Origin of the sequence: Lysobacter sp. MMG2 (genome assembly GCF_016735495.2) — a bacterium.
In the GTDB taxonomy this organism is placed as follows: Bacteria; Pseudomonadota; Gammaproteobacteria; order Xanthomonadales; family Xanthomonadaceae; genus Lysobacter_J.
Genome location: NZ_JAERQY020000001.1, coordinates 886,986 through 909,119 on the forward strand (window position 1 = coordinate 886,986; position 22,134 = coordinate 909,119).

General features: G+C 67.0%; 18 protein-coding genes. 4 read left to right on the plus strand and 14 right to left on the minus strand.

The features are described from left to right. Window positions 1–49 precede the first annotated feature (49 nt). From folC to JI752_RS03915, 3 genes are all read right to left on the minus strand, one after another. Window positions 50–1,354 (minus strand): bifunctional tetrahydrofolate synthase/dihydrofolate synthase, encoded by a 1,305-nt coding sequence (folC, locus tag JI752_RS03905; protein ID WP_216959479.1) that lies wholly within the window; start codon window positions 1,352–1,354, stop codon window positions 50–52. A 133-nt stretch (window positions 1,355–1,487) separates the two neighbouring features. Next, window positions 1,488–2,900: an amidohydrolase family protein gene (locus JI752_RS03910; RefSeq protein ID WP_216959483.1), complete on the minus strand. Its 1,413-nt coding sequence runs from the start codon at window positions 2,898–2,900 to the stop codon at window positions 1,488–1,490. A gap of 168 nt (window positions 2,901–3,068) precedes the next feature. Beyond that, entirely contained in the window at window positions 3,069–3,710 is a 642-nt protein-coding gene (locus JI752_RS03915) for a histidine phosphatase family protein (protein ID WP_216959486.1), read from the minus strand. 145 nt (window positions 3,711–3,855) lie between these two features. Here JI752_RS03915 and JI752_RS03920 point away from each other — a divergent pair, with 145 nt between their 5' ends. Beyond that, window positions 3,856–4,254 carry a DUF3224 domain-containing protein gene (locus JI752_RS03920; RefSeq protein WP_216959489.1) on the plus strand — a complete coding sequence of 133 codons (399 nt, stop codon included), beginning with the start codon at window positions 3,856–3,858 and terminating at the stop codon, window positions 4,252–4,254. A gap of 27 nt (window positions 4,255–4,281) precedes the next feature. Here JI752_RS03920 and JI752_RS03925 read toward each other — a convergent pair whose 3' ends face one another. From JI752_RS03925 to JI752_RS03935, 3 genes are all read right to left on the minus strand, one after another. Next, on the minus strand, window positions 4,282–5,358 hold the full coding sequence (locus JI752_RS03925; protein ID WP_216959491.1) for a hypothetical protein: 1,077 nt from the start codon (window positions 5,356–5,358) through the stop codon (window positions 4,282–4,284). 425 nt (window positions 5,359–5,783) lie between these two features. Next, window positions 5,784–7,952, minus strand: coding sequence for a S46 family peptidase (locus JI752_RS03930; protein WP_216959494.1), 2,169 nt, complete (start codon window positions 7,950–7,952; stop codon window positions 5,784–5,786). Window positions 7,953–8,094: 142 nt separating this feature from the next. Then, window positions 8,095–10,179: a S46 family peptidase gene (locus tag JI752_RS03935; RefSeq protein WP_216961782.1), complete on the minus strand. Its 2,085-nt coding sequence runs from the start codon at window positions 10,177–10,179 to the stop codon at window positions 8,095–8,097. Between the two features lie 235 nt (window positions 10,180–10,414). On the opposite strand from JI752_RS03935, the gene tdh reads away from it, so the two are divergent. Beyond that, a complete protein-coding gene (tdh, locus tag JI752_RS03940) occupies window positions 10,415–11,449 on the plus strand; it encodes an L-threonine 3-dehydrogenase (RefSeq protein WP_216959497.1) in 1,035 nt (344 codons plus the stop codon). A gap of 197 nt (window positions 11,450–11,646) precedes the next feature. On the opposite strand, the gene JI752_RS03945 is transcribed toward tdh, so the two are convergent. Next, window positions 11,647–12,324, minus strand: a complete 678-nt coding sequence (locus JI752_RS03945; protein WP_216959500.1) for a hypothetical protein — start codon at window positions 12,322–12,324, stop codon at window positions 11,647–11,649. An 88-nt stretch (window positions 12,325–12,412) separates the two neighbouring features. Here JI752_RS03945 and kbl point away from each other — a divergent pair, with 88 nt between their 5' ends. Further along, the gene (gene kbl, locus JI752_RS03950) at window positions 12,413–13,618 is read left to right on the plus strand and encodes a glycine C-acetyltransferase (protein WP_216959503.1); all 1,206 of its coding nucleotides are present in this window, start codon (window positions 12,413–12,415) and stop codon (window positions 13,616–13,618) included. Window positions 13,619–13,711: 93 nt separating this feature from the next. Here kbl and JI752_RS19495 read toward each other — a convergent pair whose 3' ends face one another. From JI752_RS19495 to JI752_RS03985, 7 genes are all read right to left on the minus strand, one after another. After that, window positions 13,712–14,155, minus strand: coding sequence for a hypothetical protein (locus JI752_RS19495; RefSeq protein WP_342317102.1), 444 nt, complete (start codon window positions 14,153–14,155; stop codon window positions 13,712–13,714). Window positions 14,156–14,278: 123 nt separating this feature from the next. Then, a complete protein-coding gene (locus JI752_RS03960) occupies window positions 14,279–14,998 on the minus strand; it encodes a pseudouridine synthase (protein WP_254200347.1) in 720 nt (239 codons plus the stop codon). 74 nt (window positions 14,999–15,072) lie between these two features. Then, window positions 15,073–15,570, minus strand: coding sequence for a hypothetical protein (locus JI752_RS03965; RefSeq protein WP_216959509.1), 498 nt, complete (start codon window positions 15,568–15,570; stop codon window positions 15,073–15,075). A 159-nt stretch (window positions 15,571–15,729) separates the two neighbouring features. After that, window positions 15,730–16,845: an OmpA family protein gene (locus tag JI752_RS03970; RefSeq protein WP_216959512.1), complete on the minus strand. Its 1,116-nt coding sequence runs from the start codon at window positions 16,843–16,845 to the stop codon at window positions 15,730–15,732. A 221-nt stretch (window positions 16,846–17,066) separates the two neighbouring features. Continuing rightward, the gene (locus tag JI752_RS03975; RefSeq protein WP_216959515.1) at window positions 17,067–18,149 is read right to left on the minus strand and encodes an OmpA family protein; all 1,083 of its coding nucleotides are present in this window, start codon (window positions 18,147–18,149) and stop codon (window positions 17,067–17,069) included. Window positions 18,150–18,395: 246 nt separating this feature from the next. Further along, the gene (locus JI752_RS03980) at window positions 18,396–19,502 is read right to left on the minus strand and encodes an OmpA family protein (RefSeq protein WP_216959518.1); all 1,107 of its coding nucleotides are present in this window, start codon (window positions 19,500–19,502) and stop codon (window positions 18,396–18,398) included. 185 nt (window positions 19,503–19,687) lie between these two features. Continuing rightward, on the minus strand, window positions 19,688–21,151 hold the full coding sequence (locus tag JI752_RS03985) for a bifunctional 2-methylcitrate dehydratase/aconitate hydratase (RefSeq protein ID WP_216959535.1): 1,464 nt from the start codon (window positions 21,149–21,151) through the stop codon (window positions 19,688–19,690). Between the two features lie 135 nt (window positions 21,152–21,286). Between JI752_RS03985 and JI752_RS03990 the strand changes: the two genes are divergently transcribed. Further along, the gene (locus JI752_RS03990) at window positions 21,287–22,078 is read left to right on the plus strand and encodes a class III extradiol ring-cleavage dioxygenase (RefSeq protein ID WP_216959538.1); all 792 of its coding nucleotides are present in this window, start codon (window positions 21,287–21,289) and stop codon (window positions 22,076–22,078) included. Window positions 22,079–22,134: the final 56 nt, after the last annotated feature.

Here is a 22,134-nt window from a genome sequence, read left to right on the forward strand (position 1 = left end):
CGAATTATACCCTCGCGATCCGCCGCGACTGGCACGGCGTCCGCAACGTTCAGTCGCGGGCGAGCGATTCCAGCGCCGCCGCCACGGTGTGGAAGGAACCGAACACGAGCACCCGATCACCCGGTGCCGCCGCCGCGCGGGCCGCAGCGAGGGCCTGCGCGACCGTCGCATGGCGTGCGCCCTCGCCCGCCGGCGTGCCGCGAAGGCGTGCGGCGAGCGCGTCGACGTCGGCGCCGCGCGGGCCGGCCTCGGTCAAACCGGCCAGGTGCCAGGCGTCCACGCCGGACGCCAGCGCCGCGACGACGCCCTCCACGTCCTTGTCCACCAGCGCCGCGTAGACCGCGATGAGGCGACCGGGCGCCGGCTCCGCGCGCAGCCAATCGGCCAGCGCGCGCGCGGCCTGCGGGTTGTGGCCGACATCGACGAGGATCTCCACGCCGTCGCGCTCGAACCGCTGCAGACGGCCACCGACGTGCGCGTTCTCGATGCCTGCAGAGATCGCCGCACGCGGCAGCGGCTGCGGCGGCCGGGGCAACGCGCGCAGCGCGGCAATGGAGACCGCGGCGTTGCGCAACTGCACGGGCGCGGCGAGCCGCGGCATCGGCAAGTCCATGCGACGCCCGACCTCGCGCCAACGCCAGCGCACCGGTTGCGGGCGCCCGTCGGCATCCAGCTCGGGCCCGAGCGGCTCGAAGAAGAAATCGTTGGAGATGCGCCAGGTCGGCGCACCGATGCGATACGCATGGCCGAGCACGCTCGACGGCGGATCGTCGTCGCCCAGCACCAGCGGTTTCCAGGCGCGCGCGATGCCGACCTTTTCCGCGCCGATGGCTTCGCGGTCGTCGCCCAGATAGTCCTGGTGGTCCAGGTCCACGGTCGTGATCACGGCGACGTCGGGGTCGACGAGGTTGGTCGCGTCGAGTCGCCCGCCGAGCCCGACTTCCAGGACGGCCAGGTCCAGGCCCGCGCGCTCGAACAACCACAGCGCCGCGAGCGTGCCGTACTCGAAATACGTCAGGGGCGTCTGGCCGCGTGCGTCTTCAATGGCCTCGAAGGCCGTGACCAGCGCGGCGTCGCCGACGTCCGCGCCGTCGATGCGCACGCGCTCGTTGTAGGCCAGCAAGTGCGGCGAGGTATACGCACCGACCTTCCAGCCCGCGGCCCGCGCGATGGCCTCGATGAAGGCGACCGTCGAGCCCTTGCCGTTGGTGCCCCCCACCGTGATGACGGCCTTGGCGGGCCGGCCCACGCCCAGCCGGTGGGCGACTTCGCGGATGCGTTCCAGCCCCATGTCGATGGTCTTGGGGTGGATGCGTTCGATGTACTGGAGCCAGTCGGGGAGCGTGCGGTTCATGCGGGGATTATCGCCTGCGTGGGCTCCCCGCTCGCACGCCCATCGACACGGCGATCATCGCGACCGCGCGCGGACGCCTGCCCGGCCTTCGACGCCGCGGCCTTCCGGGCGTCCGTTCTCGGCCGGTTCCGATCTAACGGATCGTGTTCTTGAAGATCCGCCCGTCCTTCACGATGACGCGGAAGTTCTGCTGCGGACGCGTGATGAGCGAGATGTCCGACAACGGATCGCCTTCCACCAGGATCATGTCGGCGATCGCCCCCACTTCGATCACGCCCAGCCTGCCGGGATACGGATTGCGCTTGCCCGACAAGGCCAGAAGCTGGGCGTTGGTGCTGGTGGCCATGGTCAGCGCCTCGGCGGGCGTGTACCACTTGGTGAGGCTGGCCAGCAATTCACCCTGCCGACGCGCGAGCGCAGCGGAGAACAGCACGTCCGTACCGAAGGCGGTCTTGAGCTTGTACTTCTTCGCCAGCCGGTACGCATTGTCGGTGCCGGCCAGCACCTCGCGTCCCTTCGCGTATTCCTCCGAATCCGGCGGAAAAGCGCGGATCAGCTCTTCCGGCAGCGGCTGGATGCTCAGCCACGTGCCCTTGTTCGCCATCAGCTGCGCCGTGGTTTCGTCCATCAGGTTGGCGTGTTCGATGCACTGGACGCCGGCTTCGACCGACTGCCGGATGGCATCGGGCATGTAGGCATGCGCCGTCACGTACGTGCCCCAGTTGCCGGCTGCGACGACGGCCGCGCGCAGCTCCTCCGGGCTGAAGGTGACGACATCGAGCGGACTGTGCGGCGAGGAAACACCGCCGCCGGCGGTCAGCTTGATCTGCGACGCTCCGTGCATCAGCTGCTCGCGCACGCGGATGCGAACCTCGTCGGGGCTGTCGGCGATGGCGGTATCGCCCAGGACTTCGGTACGCGATTCGGAGGCGCCGAGCGTGCGCGGCAACTCGATCGGGCTGCGGAAGTCGCCATGGCCGCCGGTGACGCTGATGATCGCGCCCGAAGGATAAATGCGCGGCCCGGCCTGCCAGCCTTCGTCGATGGCGCGCTTGAGACCGAACGAATTGCCGCCCACGTCGCGCACCGTGGTGAACCCGCGCTGCAGCGTGTCCGACGCTTCCGCGCCCGCGAGGAGGTTGAGGTAGCCCGCCGTCGACGTCATCGCCACGGCGATGGTCGGGCGCACGGCCATGGTGTGCCAGTGCATGTCGATCAATCCGGGCATCAGCGTGCGTCCGCCGCCGTCGATGATCGTCATTCCCGCCTCGGCGGGCATGTCGACGTCGCCGATCTCGACGATGCGATTGCCGCGCACCAGCACGTTGCGTGCGGACTGCAGCGACGGATCGATGCCGTTGAAGATGCGGACGTTGCGGAACAGCACACTGGTTTGCGAAGCCGCCGGTCGTGCCGACGCCGCGGCGTCAGCCGGTGCCGTCTTCGCGCTCGTGGCGACGTCGCCCCGCGAAGACTCCGACGGCTTGTCGCCGCAGCCTGTCACGCACAGCACTCCCGCGAGCAGGAGCATCTTGAGCGAGGCCATGCGCGCTACTCCGTGTCGTGAGTAGCGCCTCGTCTACCGGGGCCGCCGTGAATGAGGCGTGATGGTTACCGCGCCGGCGCATGCGTCATGGACGCGCGCGCCGACGACGCGAACCGGCCAGGGCCGCAACGCGCGAAATCCGGCGGCGCTGCCGTGTACTTGCGTCGATTACAGCGCGCGGTGCACGGCTTCGCCGAAGAACGGCGTGTGGTGGCTGCAATCGTTGAGGCGCACGACATCGAGGTGATCGACGTCCGGCCCTTCGAGCAGGTTGATCGTCGTCGGCGCCTGGCGGAAGGTCCACAGTCGCGCGAGCGGAATGCCCAGCACGTGGCACAGCAGCACGCGGTTCACGGCGTCGTGCGCGACGACCAGCAGCGTGTCGTTGTCGCCGAGCCCTTCCGTGGCACGTGCGAAGGCCGGCCACGCGCGATCGAACACGTGCTGCAGCGATTCGCCTTCCGGCATCAGCACTTCGTGCGGTGCGTCGCGCCAGGCTTGCAGGCGCTCGCCATCGCGTTCGCGGATCTCGCTGGCGAGCAGCCCTTCCCACGTGCCGTGGGCGATCTCCATCAGGCCCGGGTCCAGGGTGAGCGGCAGATCGCGATCGCCGAGGGCGAACTCGGCGGTCTGGCGCGCGCGCCCCAGCGGCGAGGCGACGGCGCGCGTGATCGGCACTTCGCGCAGGCGCTCGCCCAGCGCACGGGCCTGGCCGATGCCGACTTCGGACAGCGGGATGTCTTCCTGGCCCTGGTAACGGCCTTCGGCGTTCCAGGGCGTTTCGCCATGACGTGCGAGCAGAATGCGCATGATCGGATCCGTGTGTGGGGCGGTGCGACGATAGCGTCGCGCCGAAGCACCGCAGCCTAGCAAAAGCCGCAGGCCGCACAACGGTTGCACTGGCAACCGCCGCCCGGCTGCGGGACCATGCGCTTCCCCACATGGAACCAGAGCGATGGCACAGGTCAAAGGCGAGTTCGACGTCAAGCGCACGCCGGAAAGCGGGTTCGACCTCGGCGGCGGCACCGTCGCGGGGCACTTCCGCTTCGACAAGCAGTTCCACGGCGCGCTCGACGCCACGGGCGTGGTGCACATGCTCGCGGTGGGCACGCCAGTCGACGGCTCGGCGGCCTATGTCGCGATCGAGCGCATCAGCGGCACGCTCGATGGCCTCACCGGTTCGTTCCTCACCCAGCACAACGGGACGCTGGACCGGGGCGAACCGAGTCTGTCGGTGACGGTGGTGCCCGACTCGGGCACGGACGAACTCACCGGGCTGCGCGGCCGCATCGTCATCGACATCGTCGAGGGCAAGCACTACTACACCTTCGACTACGAAATCAGCGAGGGCTAGGCGACCCCGCCTGCCCGCATCCGGTCGTCAAAGACCGGCTGCCTCGCGATAGCCGCGCAGCGCGAAGTAGAGCCCGACGGCGGTGCGCTCCATGTGGATCGGATCGCGTTCCACGCGGGGCGAGTGGAATTCCATCAGCGCAAGCTCGCGCCATGCCGCGCGCGCCGCCTCCTTGTCAGGGCTTGAGTAGCGAAGCCACAAGCCCAGGATTGCCTGATCCTGGGGGAACTGCCGACGGGCCCGATCCAACTGCGCCAGATCCTCCGCCGTTGGCGCAGGATTGCCGACCAGACGACCGGCCAGGCGGCTGGCCGCGAACCTCACGTCGCCATAGCGCGTCCATCCCAATTCATCCGTCTCCTTGAGGCCCGGGTCGCTCACCCGCGCCTGCATCGCCGCCAGCAGACGCAGCGCACCGATATCGCCCGCGTCCGATCGGGCACGCCCGGCGAGCGATGCCGCGTGCGCCGCGAGCAACTCCTGCGCCGAAGCGATGTCGAGATTGATCGCGGTAACGACCAGCAACCTCGCAAGGGCCGCATCGTCCGGCAGCGGATAGCGCCCCAATGCGAGCCCGCACGTTTCCATGCGCTGCTTCCATTCGGCCTTGACGGATGCGTCGGGATCTCCGCTCGCTTCGGACGCGCTCGCTTCCGCCTCGAACGCAGGACGCAGGCACGCGAGCTGCCCAAATACCGCCGGTGCTTGCGGACTGGAGGGCGCCGCGGCCTGCGCAAGCGCGGCCAGGGCCTTTCCGCGGTCCTGGCCGATACCGAAGCGAATCGCGTTCTCCAGGCCGCCGTCCAGGTCCGCAAGCGAACCCGATGCCCTGAATGCCAGCAGGCGGTCGGCGTGCGCCCTGAGCGCGGGCCGCTCGCCCCACAGTTGTTCGAGCACGTCCTCGAAGCGCCCGTGCAGGCGGCCCTTGACGCGATCGAACATCGCGAATGCGCGCTTGTCGTCGCCGAGCTTCAGATAACAGTATCCGGCGAGCATCGGCATGTAGCCCGTGACCAGGTCGCTGCGTTCCAACGCCGTCCAGGCCTCCAGCGCCTTGGGACACTCCTCGCGCCGCGTGTAATGCAGCGCCAGCTCCAGCCGCACCAGATCGTCGCCCTTGCTCAGTTCGTACGCCTGCGTGTGCCATCGGTAGGACGCGTCGGGGTACAGCGAAAACAGCAGGTTTCCCGCGGTGAAATACGAACGCCAGTCGGCCTTGTCGATCGCCTTGTCGAAGCGCGCAAGGGCCCGGTCCGGATGCCCCTCCAGGTAATCCGGAACGGCGGCACGCTGGACTTCATCGAAACGGCGACCCGATGCCTCGATCCTTGCGATATCCGACGTCCGATCCGAGGCCTCCGATCGAAGGGGAAGCAGCCCGGCCATGGCGAAAACGAACACGATGCCGCACTTGGCAACGTTGAAACTTTGCGAGTTCACTGACTTGTTGGCTCCATGCCTGGCTGCGTTGCAGCACCGTGCGCCACGCTGTCGGGCGACAGCGTGGACATTGTTTTCGCAGACGTGCCCTACTTCTTCGGCGCCACGCCCATCTCGGCCAGCAACTGCGGCGCCGGATACACCTCCTGCATGATCCAGCGCATGTAGCGTTGGTCGACCGCGATCATGCGCGTCATCGCCGGATCGAACACCCAGTTGCTGCTCACCGACTCCCAGTTTCCGTCGAACGCCAGGCCCACCAGCTTGCCCTGCGCATCGAGCACAGGCGAGCCGGAATTGCCGCCCGTGATGTCGAGGTCGGACAGGAAGTTCACCGGCACCGTCTTGAGCTTCTTGTCAGCCAGTCCGCCGTAGTTCTTCGCGGCGATGGCGTCGAGCAGCACTTGCGGCGCGTTGAACGGATCCTTGCCGGTGGCCTTCGCCGCGACTTCCTCCAGGCGCGTGAACGGCACCTGCTTGCTGCCGTCGGTCTTGGTGTAGCCCATCACGTTGCCGAAGGTGATGCGCAGCGACGAATTGGCATCGGGATAGACGAACTGCCCCTTGCTCTTCTTGTAATCGGCCACGGCCTGCAGATAGCGCGGGCGCGCCACGAGCGCGTCGCCGGCGCGCGCCTTGCCTTCCTGCTCCAGCTGCAACACGGTCGGCATGATCGCCACCGCGAACTGCACGGCCGGATCCTTGCTCTTTTCCAGCGTGGCGCGGTCGGCCTTCATCAGCGCGATGCGCTGGTCGGTGCTGCCCAGCTTCGTCTTCGACAGCTTGTCGAGCGCGGCGTTGATCGCCTTCGCGTCGTTTCCGCCCAGCCACTTGTCCAGCGCCGGCACGCGCTGCGCGTCGGGGAGCTTCACGTATTCGCGCAGCCAGTAGGCCTGGAGTTCGCGGTCCATCGCCGGCACGTAACGCCGTTCCATCTGGCGCATCGCGCCTTCGATGGTCGGCAGGTCGCGCTCCTGGTAACCCTGTTCGCGCTCACTGTCGGGCTTGGCGCGCTCCAGCGAGAGACGGTACAGCTGCGTCGCAGCGCCCAGCGTGCCGGTGCTGCGCAATTGGCCGAACACCAGGTCGCGCTCGCGGTGCGTGCGCGCCGCCTCGTCCAGCGACACCAGCTTGGTGTGCGCCGCCAATGCCGCCTCGCCTTCCGCGCCCTGACCGCGCAGCCACTCCAGCACGGCGGCTTCTTCCGAATGCTTGGTCTGCGCCGCGCCGATGCGCTTGAAGCCTTCGAGCTGGCCGTCGTAATTCTTCATCACGTTCTGCCAGCCGCGCACGGTGCTGGCGTACTTCACCGCAATGTCGGGATTCTTCGCGCCTTCGGCCTGCACCAGGGCGACGAGCTTCTTGTAGTGCTCGCCGATGGTCGGGTACGTCCAGTTCGCGGTTTCGTCGAACTCCTCGGCCAGCGCGTAACGCGCGGTGCGGCCCGGGTAGCCGGCGACCATGACGAAGTCGCGCTCGCCCAGCGGCTTGTCGGCCAGCTTGAGGTGGTGCTTGGGCACGTAGGGCACGTTGTCGGGCGAGAACGCCGCCGGTTTGCCGTCCTTGCCGACGTAAGCGCGATAGAACGCAAAGTCACCGGTGTGGCGCGGCCACATCCAGTTGTCCACTTCGCCGCCGTAGTTGCCGATGCTGCCGGGCGGCGCGTAGACCAGGCGCACGTCCTTGATTTCGAGATTGCGGAACAGGCGGTAGCTGTTGCCGCCGGAGAAGCTGTACAGGCGGCAGCGATAACCGGCTTCGCGCTCGCACGAGGCGACCAGTTGCTTCTCGATCTTCTCCAGTGCCTGCGTGCGACCCAGCGCGTCGGGGGCGGCATCGATGGCGGCGTGCACCTGCTTGGTGACGTCCTGAATGGTGTCCAGTGCGTAGATGCGTGCGTTGGGTCCGGCGGACACTTCCTGCGCGAGCGTGGCGGCGTTGAAGCCGTCCTGCATCAGGTTTTTTTCGGGCGTCGAATTGAGCTGGATCGCGCCGTACGCGCAATGGTGGTTGGTGACGACCAGGCCCTGCGGCGAGACGAAGCTTGCGGTGCAGCCGCCAAGCGAAACGACGGCCGCCATCGGATCGCCGGTGAGGTTGGCCAGCTGCGAAGGATTGAGCTTGAGGCCGGCCTTCTTCAACGGTCCGGCGATCTCCGGCAACTGCTGCGGCACCCACATGCCCTCGCCCGCCGCGGCGGTACCCGCAGTGGCGACCAATGCAACGAACACGGCCGCGGCCAACCCCGTATGACGCATGCGCAACTCCTCGCTGAAGTTCAACGGCCGAGTCTAGCCTGCACCGGCGTGGCGCGGCCATGCTGCGGCGCACAGCGACGGGGAGTTCTCACGCGGCCATTCATGCGTCGACGAACGGGCCGGATCGGCAAACGCCGCTGGATCATTCCGCCGGCAGGTTCATTTCCTTCAGCAGATGCGGCGCCGGATACACCTTCGCCAGCAACCAGCGCAGGTAGCGCATGTCGACGTGGATCGCACGCTTGAAGCGCGGATCGAACATCCAGCTGGCGCTCACGGCTTCCCAGTTGCTGTCGAAATTCAGGCCGATGAGCTTGCCTTCCGCATCCAGTACAGGTGAGCCGGAATTGCCGCCCGTCGTGTCGAGATTGGTGAGGAAATCGACCGTCTGCGTCTTCAGGCTGGGCTCGGCGGTGCTGCCGAAATCGCCCTTGGCGATCGCATCGAGCAGCGGCCTGGGTGCGTTGAACGGCTCTTCGCCGGTGTGCTTCTCGACGATGCCCTGCACCGTCGTCAGCGGGCGGTAGTGCACGCCGTCGCGCGGCTCCATCGCGCTGATCCGGCCGTAGCTGACGCGCAACGTGGAGTTGGCATCCGGATACACCGCGCGCCCTTGCGAGTTGCGGTAGGCGATCAGCGCGCGCATGTACGCAGGACGCAGGCGCAGCAGCTCGCCGGCACTGGTCTTGCCCGCGTCGTCCAGGCGCAGGATCGCCGGCATCAGCGTGGCGGCGGCCTTGAGCAGCGTGTCGTTGGATGCGGCGAGCGTCGCCGAATCGGCCTGCATCGCCGTCAGGCGCTTGTCTTCGTCGCCCAGCTGCGTGCCGGCGTACATCGCGTCGAGCTTCTGCTTCAGCTGCGCGGGCGTGGTGCCGAAGACGGCGTCGAACTCCGGCACATGCTGCGCGGCCGGCAAGGCCTGGTACTGCGTGAGCAGCTCGGTCAGCAGCGCTTTTTCGACCTGCGGGGCGTAGCGGCGCTGGGCCTGCTTGAGCTGGCCGGTGATCAGCACTTCATCGCGCTGCTGGTAGCCCGCTTCGCGCTGCGCGTCGGGCTTGGCGCGCTCGTTGGCGAGGCGCTGCACGGTGAGCGCGGCGCGCAGCAGTTGCGTCTGCGACTGCACCAGCCCCAGCAGCTGTTCACGCTCGCGCATGGCCACGCCCTTGTCGAGCACGGCCTGCGCGGCGGCGATGTCGGCGCGTGTGGCGGCCGCATCGGGTTGCTTGTCGAGCCAGGCGAACATCGCCGCCTCGTCCTCGCGCCGCACGCGCGCGGCGTCGCTGCGACGCAGGCCGTCGAGCTCGCCCTGCGCGCGCTTGAGCGTGTTCTTGAAGCTGCGCACTTGCGAGGCGTACGCCACGCGCGCGGCTTCGTCCTTCGCCGCCGTGCCTTCGACCACGTCGATCATCTTCTGGTACACCGCCACGCGCGAGGGCAGCTGCCAGTCGATCTGATTGGCGAACTCCGAGGCCATGCGATGACGGAACGTCACGCCGGGATAGCCGGCGAGCATGGCGAAATCGCCTTCCTTCACGTTGCGCGTGGACACCTGCAGGTGCGCCGGCGGCACGTAAGGCACGTTGTCGGGCGAGTAGTCGGCGGGCTTGCCGTCCTTGCCGACGTAGGCGCGCAGCAGGGTGAAATCGCCGGCGTGGCGCGGCCAGACGAAGTTGTCGACTTCGCCGCCGAAGTTGCCGATGTCGTTGGGCGGCGCGTAGACCAGGCGGACATCGCGCAGCTCGAGCTGGCGCACGAGGTAGAAATCCGTGCCGTAGTACATGTTGGCGACGCTGCATCGGTAGCCGGGCTCGCGCTCGCAATCGGCGATGGCGGCCTTGGTCGCGGTGTCGACGGCGTCGTAATAGGCGCGACCCTGCTTGCCGCGTGCATCGGCGAGGATGCGGTCGGTGATGCGGTCGAAGCCGGTGGTCACCAGGACGCGGTAGTCGGGGTTGGCCGGCAGCTCGCCGGCGCGGTCGGCGGCGATGTAGCCGTCCTGGATCAGGTCGCGTCCGGGCTTGGCGTTGTACTGGATCACGCCGAAGGCGACGTGGTGGTTGGTCAGCACCAGGCCGTCCTTCGACACGAACGCGCCGCTGGCGCCGCCGACCTTGACCACCGCATTCATCGGCGGCTTCGCCAGTTCGGCCAGGTCCTGGGCCTTGCCGCGGAAGCCGGCGGCCTTGAGCTGCCTGGCGATGTCGGGCAGCTGCGAGGGCATCCACATGCCCTCGTCGGCCTGGGCGGCGTTCAGGCCGGACGCGAGGCCGAAGACCAGCGGGATCGAAAGGGACAGGCTCAACAGACGGCGGCGCATGGTGTGGGCGGGGCTCGCGGGGCGGTTCGGAGAGCCCGGGACGATAGGCGAACCCGCCCGTCCACGGCAAACCGCCTCCCGGTCAAGGGCGGGGCGGCGCGTATAATTCGCCCCTTCTTTCCCGCCAGTCGCGGACGATTCCCACATGACGCAAACGATGAAAGCCCTGGTCAAGCGCGAAGCCGGCAAGGGCATCTGGATGGAAGAGGTGCCGATCCCCTCGCCCGGCCCGAACGAGGTCCTGGTCAAGCTCGAGAAGACCGCCATCTGCGGCACCGACCTTCACATCTACCTGTGGGACGAGTGGAGCCAGCGTACGATCAAGCCGGGCCTGGTGATCGGACACGAGTTCGTCGGCCGCGTGGTCGAACTCGGCGCCGGCGTGACCGGCTACAAGATCGGCCAGCGCGTGTCGGCCGAAGGGCACATCGTCTGCGGCCATTGCCGCAACTGCCGCGCCGGCCGCCAGCACCTGTGCCCGAACACCGTCGGCATCGGCGTGAACCGCAACGGCGCGTTCGCCGAATACATCGTGATGCCGGCCAGCAACCTGTGGCCGATCCCGGACCAGATTCCGTCGGAACTGGCCGCGTTCTTCGATCCCTACGGCAACGCCGCGCACTGCGCGCTGGAGTTCGACGTGGTCGGCGAGGACGTGCTGATCACCGGCGCCGGCCCCATCGGCATCATCGCCGCGGGCATCTGCAAGCACATCGGCGCGCGCAATGTCGTCGTCACCGACGTCAACGACTTCCGCCTCAAGCTCGCCGCCGACATGGGCGCCACGCGCGTGGTCAACGTCGCCAAGACCTCGCTCAAGGACGTGATGGCCGACCTGCACATGGAAGGCTTCGACGTGGGCCTGGAAATGAGCGGCAACCCGCGCGCGTTCAACGACATGCTCGACTGCATGTACCACGGCGGCAAGATCGCGATGCTGGGCATCATGCCCAAGGGCGCGGGCTGCGACTGGGACAAGATCATCTTCAAGGGCCTCACCCTCCACGGCATCTACGGCCGCAAGATGTACGAGACCTGGTACAAGATGACGCAGCTGGTGCTCAGCGGTTTCCCGCTGGGCAAGGTGCTCACGCACCAGTTGCCGATCGATTCGTTCCAGGAAGGCTTCGAGCTGATGGAATCGGGCAAGGCCGGCAAGGTCGTGCTGAGCTGGAATTGATCGCGGCCGCTCCGTAACGACCCGTCGATCCCGCATGTAGCTGTCATCCCCGCGAAGGCGGGGATTCAGCTCGCAGTTCCGATTCCGCTCTCCGGAGAGCGTGACGCTTTCAACGTTGGATGGTGCCGCCATTCGGCGGCCCAACAGCCCCGCCTTCGCGGGAATGACGGCAAGAGCGACGCCCATGTTCGCAGCGCTCACACCAGCGTGACGCGCAACCCCTCGCGCCACCAGCGCCATGCCAGCACCGCGAACATCGCGGTCAGCCACAGGCCCAGGTGCCACTCCAGTACGTTCTCCCAGCGGTCGAGCAGGGCCGGATCGCTCAGCGTGTAGCGCACCGTCACGCTCGCCACGCCCAGCGCCATGAAGCCCAGCGCGACCACGAGCAGCGAACGGTAGCCCGGCACCTTCGGCCCCATTTGCGACAAGGCGTGCAGCGTCGCCAGCAGGGCGAAGTACGTGAAGGCGAAATACAGGCTGATGCCATAACGCCGCATCGCTTCGTAGGCGCGGCCGTCCGTTCCCAGGAACGTCGCGTACAGCGCCAGAAACAATCCGGCCAGCAGCCCCAGCCACGGCAGCAACCGCGCGCCCGCGGGCGTGCGGCGACGCAACCACAGGGCCGCCGCCAGCCAGCACAGCACCTGCACCGTGGCGCACGGCAGCATCACCAGGCGGAACAGGTGGTTCCCGAGTCCGTACCGGGCAGCACGGCTGATCGACACGCATCCGTCCCAATACAGATTGCAGTCGGGGATCAGCCCGGCATGGACCGACAGCCACCATGACAGATGCCCCACGGCCAGCGGCAGCACTGCCGCCAGCATCGGCAAGGGCCACAGCGGCACGGACATGGCGGCGCGCGTGTTCATCGCGGCGGATGCTAGGGCATCGGCGCGACCTGCGCGTCAAGACGCCCGGTAAACTGGCCGCCTTCAGAACGCCCGCACGGACCCCGCAATGACCACCGACGCCTCCCCCACCGCCCGCTACGCGCAGGAACTGGATTCGATCCGCGACGCCGGCCTGTTCAAGTTCGAACGCATCATCACCTCACCGCAGTCGGCGGAGATCACGCTGGAAGACGGCCGCACGGTGCTGAACTTCTGCGCCAACAACTACCTGGGGCTGGCCGATCACCCTGATGTCATCAAGGCGGCGAAGGACGCGCTGGACACGCACGGCTTCGGCATGGCGTCGGTGCGATTCATCTGCGGCACGCAGGACCTGCATAAGCAACTGGAGAAGACCATCGCGGACTTCTTCGGCACGCAGGACACCATCCTCTACGCCGCCTGCTTCGACGCGAACGGCGGCCTGTTCGAGCCGTTGCTGGACGAGAACGACGCGATCATCTCCGACGCGCTCAACCACGCTTCGATCATCGACGGCGTGCGCCTGTGCAAGGCCAAGCGCTACCGCTACGCCAACTGCGACATGGCCGACCTGGAGAAGCAGCTGCAGCAGGCCAAGGCCGACGGCGCGCGCACGATCCTGATCACCAGCGACGGCGTGTTCTCGATGGACGGCTTCATCGCGCCGCTGGACGAGATCACCGCGCTGGCATCGAGGTACGGCGCGCTCGTGCACATCGACGAATGCCACGCCACCGGCTTCCTCGGCAAGAGCGGTCGCGGTTCGGCCGAAGTGAAGGGCGTGATGGACAAGATCGACATCTTCACCGGCACGCTGGGCAAGGCGATGGGCGGCGCGCTGGGTGGTTTCACCACTGCGTCGAGCGAAGTCGTCGAGCTGCTTCGCCAGCGCTCGCGCCCGTACCTGTTCTCCAACTCGCTGCCGCCGCACGTGGTGGCCGCGGGCATCAAGGCCTTCGAGATGCTGTCCGCCGCGGGCGAACTGCGCGAACGCCTGGTCGAGAACACCGCCTACTTCCGGGACGAGATGACGAAGGCCGGCTTCGACATCAAGCCCGGCGTGCATCCGATCAGCCCGGTGATGCTGTACGACGCGCCGCTGGCGCAGAAGTTCGCCGCGCGTCTGCTGGAAGAAGGGATCTACGCGATCGGCTTCTTCTTCCCCGTGGTGCCCAAGGGCCAGGCGCGGATTCGCACGCAGATGTCGGCCGCGCACACGCGCGAACACCTGGACCGCGCGATCGCGGCGTTCATCAAGATCGGCCGCGAGCTGGGCGTGATCAAGGGCTGAACCCTGCGGTCGTCGCGGTCCGAAGTCGCGAGAAAAGAAAAGGCCGGTCGATGACCGGCCTTTTTTCTGGCGCTTGTTCTACCGCGTCCGGGCTTACTTGCCCTTCGCTTCAGCCGCGACCTGCGTACCGGCCGGGGCCGGCGCCGCACCACCCGACGCAGGGGCACCCTTCGCCACGCGGATGCCGCGCGACTTCATCCAGGCATCGAATTCCTCGGCGGTCATCTTCTTGCCGTTCTGGTGCATGTTGAAGCGGTACGGCGTGTTGTCGAACTGAGTCTTGGGCTTGTACTCATTCGGATTGAGGTTGGCCGTTTCTTCCTTGGCCGGTTCGGCGGCCTTCGCCTCTTCGGCCTTGGCGGCCGGCTTGGCGGCGGCCTTCTTCTTGCCGGCGAACGCCACGGACTGCGCGGCGTCGAAACGCACCATCGAATGCTGCGAGACCTGCTTGCCTTCCACCTTCACCTGCGTGCCGGTGTTCGCCGTAGCGGCGGCCGACACGAGCAGCAGCGAAACCGCCATCGTTACCTTGAGCATGTTTGTTTCCCCACGACGAAGTTCGCGGAAGTGTCTGCCCAAGACGGTGCGCAGCGCAAGCAGAATTGTCGGAAAAACAGTGATTTCCCCCACACTCCTGCATTGATCTGGCAGGGCGCTCCATCAATCCTTCACATCGACATTGCTGAATAGCGTCCTGACCTCATCGGCAGCGAGTTCGCGCCAGCCGCCCTTGGGAAGCTCGCCCAGCGCGAGCGGACCGATCGCCACGCGCACCAGCCGCAACACGTCGATATCGAAGGCAGCGAGCAATCGACGGATCTGCCGGTTGCGGCCTTCGTCGAGGACGATCTCCAGCCACGCATTGCGTTCGCCTGCGCGCAGCAGCCGCGCCGACGCGGCCCGCAAATGCTCGCCGTCGGCGATGGCGCCTTCCATCAGCGCAGAAAGGAGTGCCGCGTCCGGCACGGCGTTCACCTGCACGTGGTAGGTCTTGAGCGGCCCGCTGTCCGGGTCGGTGATGCGCGCGGCCCAAGCGGGATCGTTACTGAACAGCAGCAGGCCTTCGCTGGCCTTGTCCAGGCGGCCCACCGGCGCGAGCCACGGCAGCCCGGCACCGTCGAAGCAGCGATAGACGGTGTCGCGCCCGCGTTCGTCCTGTGTCGTCGTCACCAGCCCGCGCGGCTTGTTGAGCATGAGGTAGACGCGCCGCGGCGCATCCAGCTCGCGGCCGTCCACGACGATGCGTTGGCCGCCGTTCTGGACGATGGGGAACTCGGGATCGCGCACGATGCGTCCGTCGATCTCGACGCGACCGGCCTGGATCCAGCGCGCGGCCTCCGCACGCGAACACAGTCCCTGCTTCGACAACACGCGCGCCAGCCCGTGGCGCGTTTGCGGCGCAGTGGCACTGCTGCGGGTGTTTCGAGCGCCGCCCGGCGCGCGCGGTGCGCGACTCACTTCTTGACGGGTTCGCTCTTCGGCGCTTCGACGGCGGGCGGCGGCGTTGCGACCGTCTTGGCCTTCACCACGCGCACGCCCTTGGCCTTCATCCATGCATCGAACTCTTCGGCGGTCATGCGCTTGCCATTCTGGTTCATGTCGAACCGCCACGGCGTGTTGTCGAACTGCGTCTTGGGCTTGTACGCCGCAGGATCGTTGGCGTTCGGCATCGCTGCCGGTGCGGCGGGCAGCGCCTTGGCGACCTGGCACCCTTCCACGCGCAACCGGAACAACACCTGGTCCACCGACAGTGATTCGTCGAACGCCTGCGACAGCACGCCCGTCGGCGCGCCGAGCTGGTGACTGGGCACGACGAGTTCCGGCGCGATGGGCGCCACGACGGTCGGGCGAATCGGCAGCGACTTCGGCGCGGCCATCGAACCGCATTGCGCGCTCTGCGCCTGGACGGCGCCGGCAAGCAGCAGGCAGGACAAACCGATCAGGGTGCGCATGGCGGTTTCCTCGAATCCCGGGCGCCGGCAGTGTACGCCTGTGGTACCGCGAACGGCCGTGAACGCGCGCCGGCATGCACCTGACCGCAAGAACGACGAAGCCCGGCGCGAGGCCGGGCTTCGACGTGTTGCCGCGGAGAACCCGCGTCCCCCTGCCGTTTAGCGGGCGAGGTTCAACTCGGTACGGCGGTTCTTCTCGCTCTTGCAGGCCGGGAAGGCCTGGCCCATGTCTTCCAGCGGACGGCTTTCGCCGTAACCGATCGGACCGGCCAGACGCGAAGCGTCGACGCCGTTGCGGGTCAGGTAGTCGTACACCACGCGTGCACGGCGCTCGGACAGCTTCTGGTTGTAGCCTTCCTTGCCGCACTGGTCGGTATGGCCGGCCACTTCAGCACGCAACTCCGGATGGTTCCTGAGGATATCGGCCGCTGCGGAAAGCGTTTCGATCGAACCCGGGCGCAGCGTCGCCTTGTCGAAGTCGAAGTTCACGCCGCGCAGATCGATGGACACCGCCGGCACCGGGCAACCGTCCGGACCGATCAACTCGCCGGCCTTCGAGTTCGGGCAGCGATCGTCGCAGTTGTTGACGCCGTCGCCGTCGTCATCGAGATCCTTGCAGCCCGGGGTGCGCGGCGGCGGCGGCGGCGGGACGGCGGCCGTGGCCGGCGCACCCAGCGGGATCACCACGCCGATCGAAGCCAGCAGGTCACCGTACCGGTCATCGCCGTTCAGGGCGGAGCTGCCGGAACGCGAACTGAAATCGCGATCGTCGAAGTCCGCGCGGTAAGCCAGCTCGGTGCGGAGCGCGGCGCGCTTGCCGAACAGCCCGCTCTGGATGCCGATGCCGACCTTCGCGGCGAGGTTGCCTTCCTCGCGCTGCTCAAGCGGTGCCGGAATGCCGGCGCCGAGGAACTCCTCTTCCGAACGCTGGTAACCCAGGCCCATCAGGATGTAAGGCGCCCAGTCGCGACCCTCGGCGGTGAAGTGGCGACGCAGATCGAGCGAGATGCCGTACTGCGACCAGTTGAGGTCCTGGTTGTCCTCGAAATTCGGGTTCTGGTAGTTCAACTCTCCGTCGAGCGACCAGTTCTCGTTGAGGAACTTGCCCACGCCCAGGGTGCCGAACGGCGCATTGCGCGTCTCGCGGTGGCTGTCCTGAATGTTCATGCCGGCCGAACCAGTCAGGTACCAGCGGTCATCGAATTCCTGCGCGCTTGCCGCATGGGCAAACGAAAGGCCGGCCATCACGGCCATACCCAGTAGACGAATCTTCAAAGTGTCACTCCTTGCAGCAAGGGAATCAGCGGGGGATCTTCTGAAAGTGCTGCGCCGAACGGAAAGCTCTTGCTGCCGGCGCGCATTCACAAAGCGCAGGAATGATAAGAAATGGTTAGCCCGATTCCTCCGAGAAAGCTTCTCAGCCCGAAACGACGAAGCCCGGCACGAGGCCGGGCTTCGAAGCAACGCGGAATGCTCCGCGTCTATTCCAACGTCCGTTAGTTCTGGACGTTCAACTCGGTACGACGGTTCTTCTCGCTCTTGCAGCCCGGGAAGGCCTGACCCATGTCTTCCAGCGGACGGCTCTCGCCGTAGCCGATCGGACCGGTCAGACGCGAGGCGTCGACGCCGTTGGTCGTCAGGTAGTCGTACACCACGGTGGCGCGACGCTCCGACAGCTTCTGGTTGTACGCATCCTTGCCGCACTGGTCGGTGTGGCCGGCCACTTCGACCTTCAGCTCCGGATAACGCTTCAGGATCTCCGTCGCTTCCGACAGGATCGAGACCGCGTCAGGACGCAGCGTCGCCTTGTCGAAGTCGAAGTTCACGCCCTTCAGGTCGATCGACACCGGCACCGGGCAACCGTCCGGACCGATCGTCTGGCCGGCCTGCGAGTCCGGGCACTTGTCGTCGCAGTTGTTGACGCCGTCGCCGTCGTCGTCCAGATCCGCGCAGCTCGGCGCGGCCGGAGCCGGCGGCGGAGCCACGGCCGGAGCACCCAGCGGGATGATCACGCCGACCGAGGCCAGCAGGTCGCCGAACCAGTCTTCGTCCGGGGCATTGATGCTGCCGTCGTCGAAGTCGGCGCGGTAGGCCAGCTCGGTGCGGATGGCGGCGCGCTTGCCCGCGATGGCGCTCTGCACGCCGACGCCGACCTTGGCGGCCAGGTTGCCTTCCTCACGCTCGCCCGGGGAGACCGGGTTCGGGAACGCGTCGAACTCTTCTTCCGAGCGCTGGTAACCCAGGCCCATCAGCAGGTACGGCGCCCAGTTGCGGCCTTCGGCCAGGAAATGACGACGCAGGTCGAGCGAGACGCCGTACTGCGACCAGTTGAGGTTCTGGTTGTCGTCGTTGTTGGGGTTCTGGTAGTTCAGCTCGCCGTCGAGCGACCAGTTCGGATTGAGGAATCTGCCAACACCCAGGCCACCGAACGGCGCGTTGCGCGTGCCGCGGTCGTTGTCCTGGATGTTGAAGCCGGCCGTGCCGGTCAGGTACCAGCGGTCATCGAATTCCTGCGCGCTGGCGACTTGGGCAAACGCCAAACCGGCCAGCATCGCGGTGCTCAACAAACGGATCTTCATCTGTCACTCCTTGGATCAGTAAGGAAGGTTGGGGGGAACACGTCCAAATACTGCAGGCGGCGCACACACCCGGCAGGACCGCTGAACGGGGGCCAGAGGGGCTCGCCGCGGGTCACTGACGGGCGAAATGATACACCCGTCAAGACGATTGTTAATACTAGTTAACGTTATTTCAGAAGAAAGTCTGCTAAACGACGAAGCCCGGCGGCTGCCGGGCTTCGAAGTGCGGTTCCCCGCGACGTCCCCTTAGTTCTGGACGTTCAACTCGGTACGACGGTTCTTCTCGCTCTTGCAGCCCGGGAAGGCCTGACCCATGTCTTCCAGCGGACGGCTCTCGCCGTAGCCGATCGGACCGGCCAGACGCGAGGCGTCGACGCCGTTGGTGGTCAGGTAGTCGTACACCACGGTGGCGCGGCGCTCGGACAGCTTCTGGTTGTAGTCGTCCTTGCCGCACTGGTCGGTGTGGCCGGCCACTTCGACCTTCAGCTCCGGATAACGCTTCAGGATCTCCGTCGCTTCCGACAGGATCGAGATCGCGTCAGGACGCAGCGTCGCCTTGTCGAAGTCGAAGTTCACGCCCTTCAGGTCGATCGACACCGGCACCGGGCAACCGTCCGGACCGATCGTCTGGCCGGCCTGCGAGTCCGGGCACTTGTCGTCGCAGTTGTTGACGCCGTCGCCGTCGTCGTCCAGATCCGCGCAGCTCGGCGCGGCCGGAGCCGGCGGCGGAGCCACGGTCGGGGCCCCCAGCGGGATCACGACGCCGACCGACGCCAGCAGATCGCCGTACCAGTCGTCGCCGTCATCGGCGGTGACACCGCCCGGCCGCGAGCTGAAGTCGCGATCGTCGAAGTCGGCGCGATAGGCCAGTTCGGTGCGGATGGCAGCGCGCTTGCCGGCCAGGGCGCTCTGGATACCGACGCCGACCTTCGCGGCGACGTTGCCTTCCTTGTCTTCGCCCGGCGAGTTCGGATCCGGGAAGCGGTCGAACTCGGCTTCCGAACGCTGGTAGCCCAGGCCCATCAGGACGTACGGCGCCCAGTTGCGGCCTTCGGCGTTGAAGAAGCGACGTGCATCGAACGAGATGCCGTACTGCGACCAGTTGAGATCCTGGTTGTCGTCGAAGTTCGGGTTCTGATAGTTCAGTTCACCGTCGAGCGACCAGTTGTCGTTGAGGAACTTGCCGACGCCCAGCGTGCCGAACGGCGCGTTGCGCGTATCGCGGTCGTTGTCCTGGATGTTCATGCCGGCCGATCCGGTCAGGTACCAGCGGTCGTCGGCGACCTGTGCATTGGCGACCTGGACCAGACTCAGACCACCCAGCAGGGCGGCGCAGAGGAGTTTCTTATTCATGTATCAAGCTCCTTGATCAGAAAATCGGGAACGGCGCCTGCGATGTCCCCATGGCGTTCCATGGTTGACGGCCGCCCTACGACGCCATCGGGACGCAGGTTAAGTTTGCAGATGTGAAAGCGGTGTTAACGGTGAACTAACAAACATGAGAGTTCCCGGGGCTGTTTTTTCGGCTTGGAAGCAGTTCATCTGTCGAACAACGCCATGAATTGCGTGATCGGCATGGCGTCGAATCCACCTGGAGACGACGCCAGCGTCAACAGCGTGCGAGCCTGCATTTCAGGCAATTTCGAGGCGATCGCGTCCTCGAACTTGCGCATCAGTACCGGCATGCCTTCGCTGCGCCGCCGACGGTGGCCGATCGGATAATCGACGCACACGTTCGGCGTCGATGTTCCATCTTTGAAGAACACCTGAACGGAATTGCCGATATACCGCTTGTCGGGATCGAAGTACTCCTGGGTAAACCGGGGGTTTTCGACGACGGTGGTCCGGGCACGCAGCGCATCGATCCGGGGATCGGCCGCGACGGCATCGGTGTAGTCCTCCGCGGTAAGACGGCCGAAGAGCAGCGGAACGGCCACCATGTACTGCAGGCAGTGGTCGCGGTCGGCGTAATTGGCCAGCGGGCCGGTCTTGTCGATGATCCGAAGCGCGGCCTGCTGGGTTTCGATGGCGATGCGCTCCACGGCATCCACGCCCCCGCGCGCCAGCTTGGACGCCACGTAGGGGTGCAACTGCATCGCGCACTCCACCGCCGTCTGGGCATGGAACTCGGCGGGGAAGCTGATCTTGAAGAGCACGTTCTCCATCACGTAGCTGCCGAAGGGGCGTTCGAACTCGAACGGCTTGCCGTCGAAGGCGACGTCGTAGAAGCCCCACGTCGGCGCCGTCAGCGCGCTGGGATAGCCGACCACGCCCTTGAGCGCATTGAGCGCATGGATCACCGCGCGGCGGCATGCGTCGCCCGCCGCCCAGCTCTTGCGCGGCCCCGTGTTGGGCGCATGCCGGTAGGTGCGCAGCGCACCGTTGTCGATCCAGCTGTGCGAGACGGCGGTGATGATCTGTTCGCGGTTGCCGCCGAGCATCGCCGTCGCCACCGCAGTCGATGCCAGGCGAACCAGGATGACGTGGTCCAGCCCGACACGGTTGAAGGCGTTGCGCAGCGCATAGCCGCCCTGGATCTCGTGCGCCTTGATCGCCCAGCCCAGCACTTCGCGCACGGTCATCGCCGGTTTGCCCTGCGCTTGCGCCTGATGGCCCAGGTAGTCGGCGACGGCGAGGATCGCGCCCAGGTTGTCGGAGGGATGCCCCCACTCGGCGGCGAGCCAGGTGTCGTTGAAGTCGAGCCAGCGGATCTGCGTGCCGATGTTGTAGGCAGCCTGCGCGGGATCGAGCCGGTACCGCGTGTACGGCACGCGCGCGCCGCCGGGCATCTGCGCACCGGGTACTAGCGGTCCGAGATGCTTCACGCACTCGGCATGGTCCATCGCCAATGCCGCGCAGGCGAGCGAATCCAGCAGCATGAAGCGCGCGGTCTCGTAGGCCTCGCGCGATCCCACGGCGGGGTCGAGGACGTAGTCGGCGACCTGCGTCATCGGGGCATCCGGCGGCGGGCGGACGGCGGAACGGATCGGAGCGTGGCTCATGCGGTGGGGTCCACGACGGCAAGCGCGTAGCGTGGTCCACCGCGTGCGGCCCCGCCGTGAAGCCGCCGTGGACGGAACGCACCGACGCGCAGGGCACGCTTGGAAAAGCCACGGCACAGGCACACCCTTATCGACATGGACGCTCCCAGCCACCTGCCCAGCCTGTTCCTCTCGCACGGCTCGCCGATGCTCGCCGTGCAGGATTCCCCTGCCGGCCGTTTCCTCGACGGTCTTGGCCGCCAGTTGCCCTGGCCCAAGGCGATCGTGGTCGCTTCCGCGCATTTCATGACCGAGCGGCCGATGGTCGGCGGCCACCTTCAACCGCATACCGTGCACGACTTCGGCGGTTTTCCCGCGCCGCTGTACGAGATCCGCTACCCCGCGCCAGGCGCGCCGGATCTGGCCATCGACATCGCCGAACGTCTCGCCGTCGCCGGCCTGCCCGCACGCGTGCGCGAGAACCACGGCCTCGACCACGGCGTCTGGGTGCCGCTGCGTCGCATGTATCCCGATGCCGACGTGCCGGTGGTGCCGCTATCCGTGATGCCGCACGGCGACGCTGCACAGCACTTCGCACTCGGCCGCGCACTCGCGCCGCTGCGCGACGAAGGCGTGCTGATCGTCGGTTCGGGCGGATTCGTGCACAACCTAGGCGATCTGGACTGGCAGCATCCGGACGCGCCGTTCGCACCGTGGGCGAGTGAGTTCGCGCAGTGGATGCACGAACAGCTGGACGCGGGCGACATCGATGCGCTGCTCGACTGGCAGGCGCGCGCGCCGCACGCGCATCACGCGCATCCGACCGTGGAACATCTGATGCCGTTGTTCGTCGCGCTCGGCGCCGGCGGCTCGGCACCGACCGCGCGCACGCTGCATCGCTCGCATGAGTTCGGGTCGCTCGCACTGGATGCGTTTGCGTTCGAGTGAGCGGCGATGCAGGTCGCCCGACACCGTTCGCCCTGAGCGTAGGCCGCAGGCCGAAG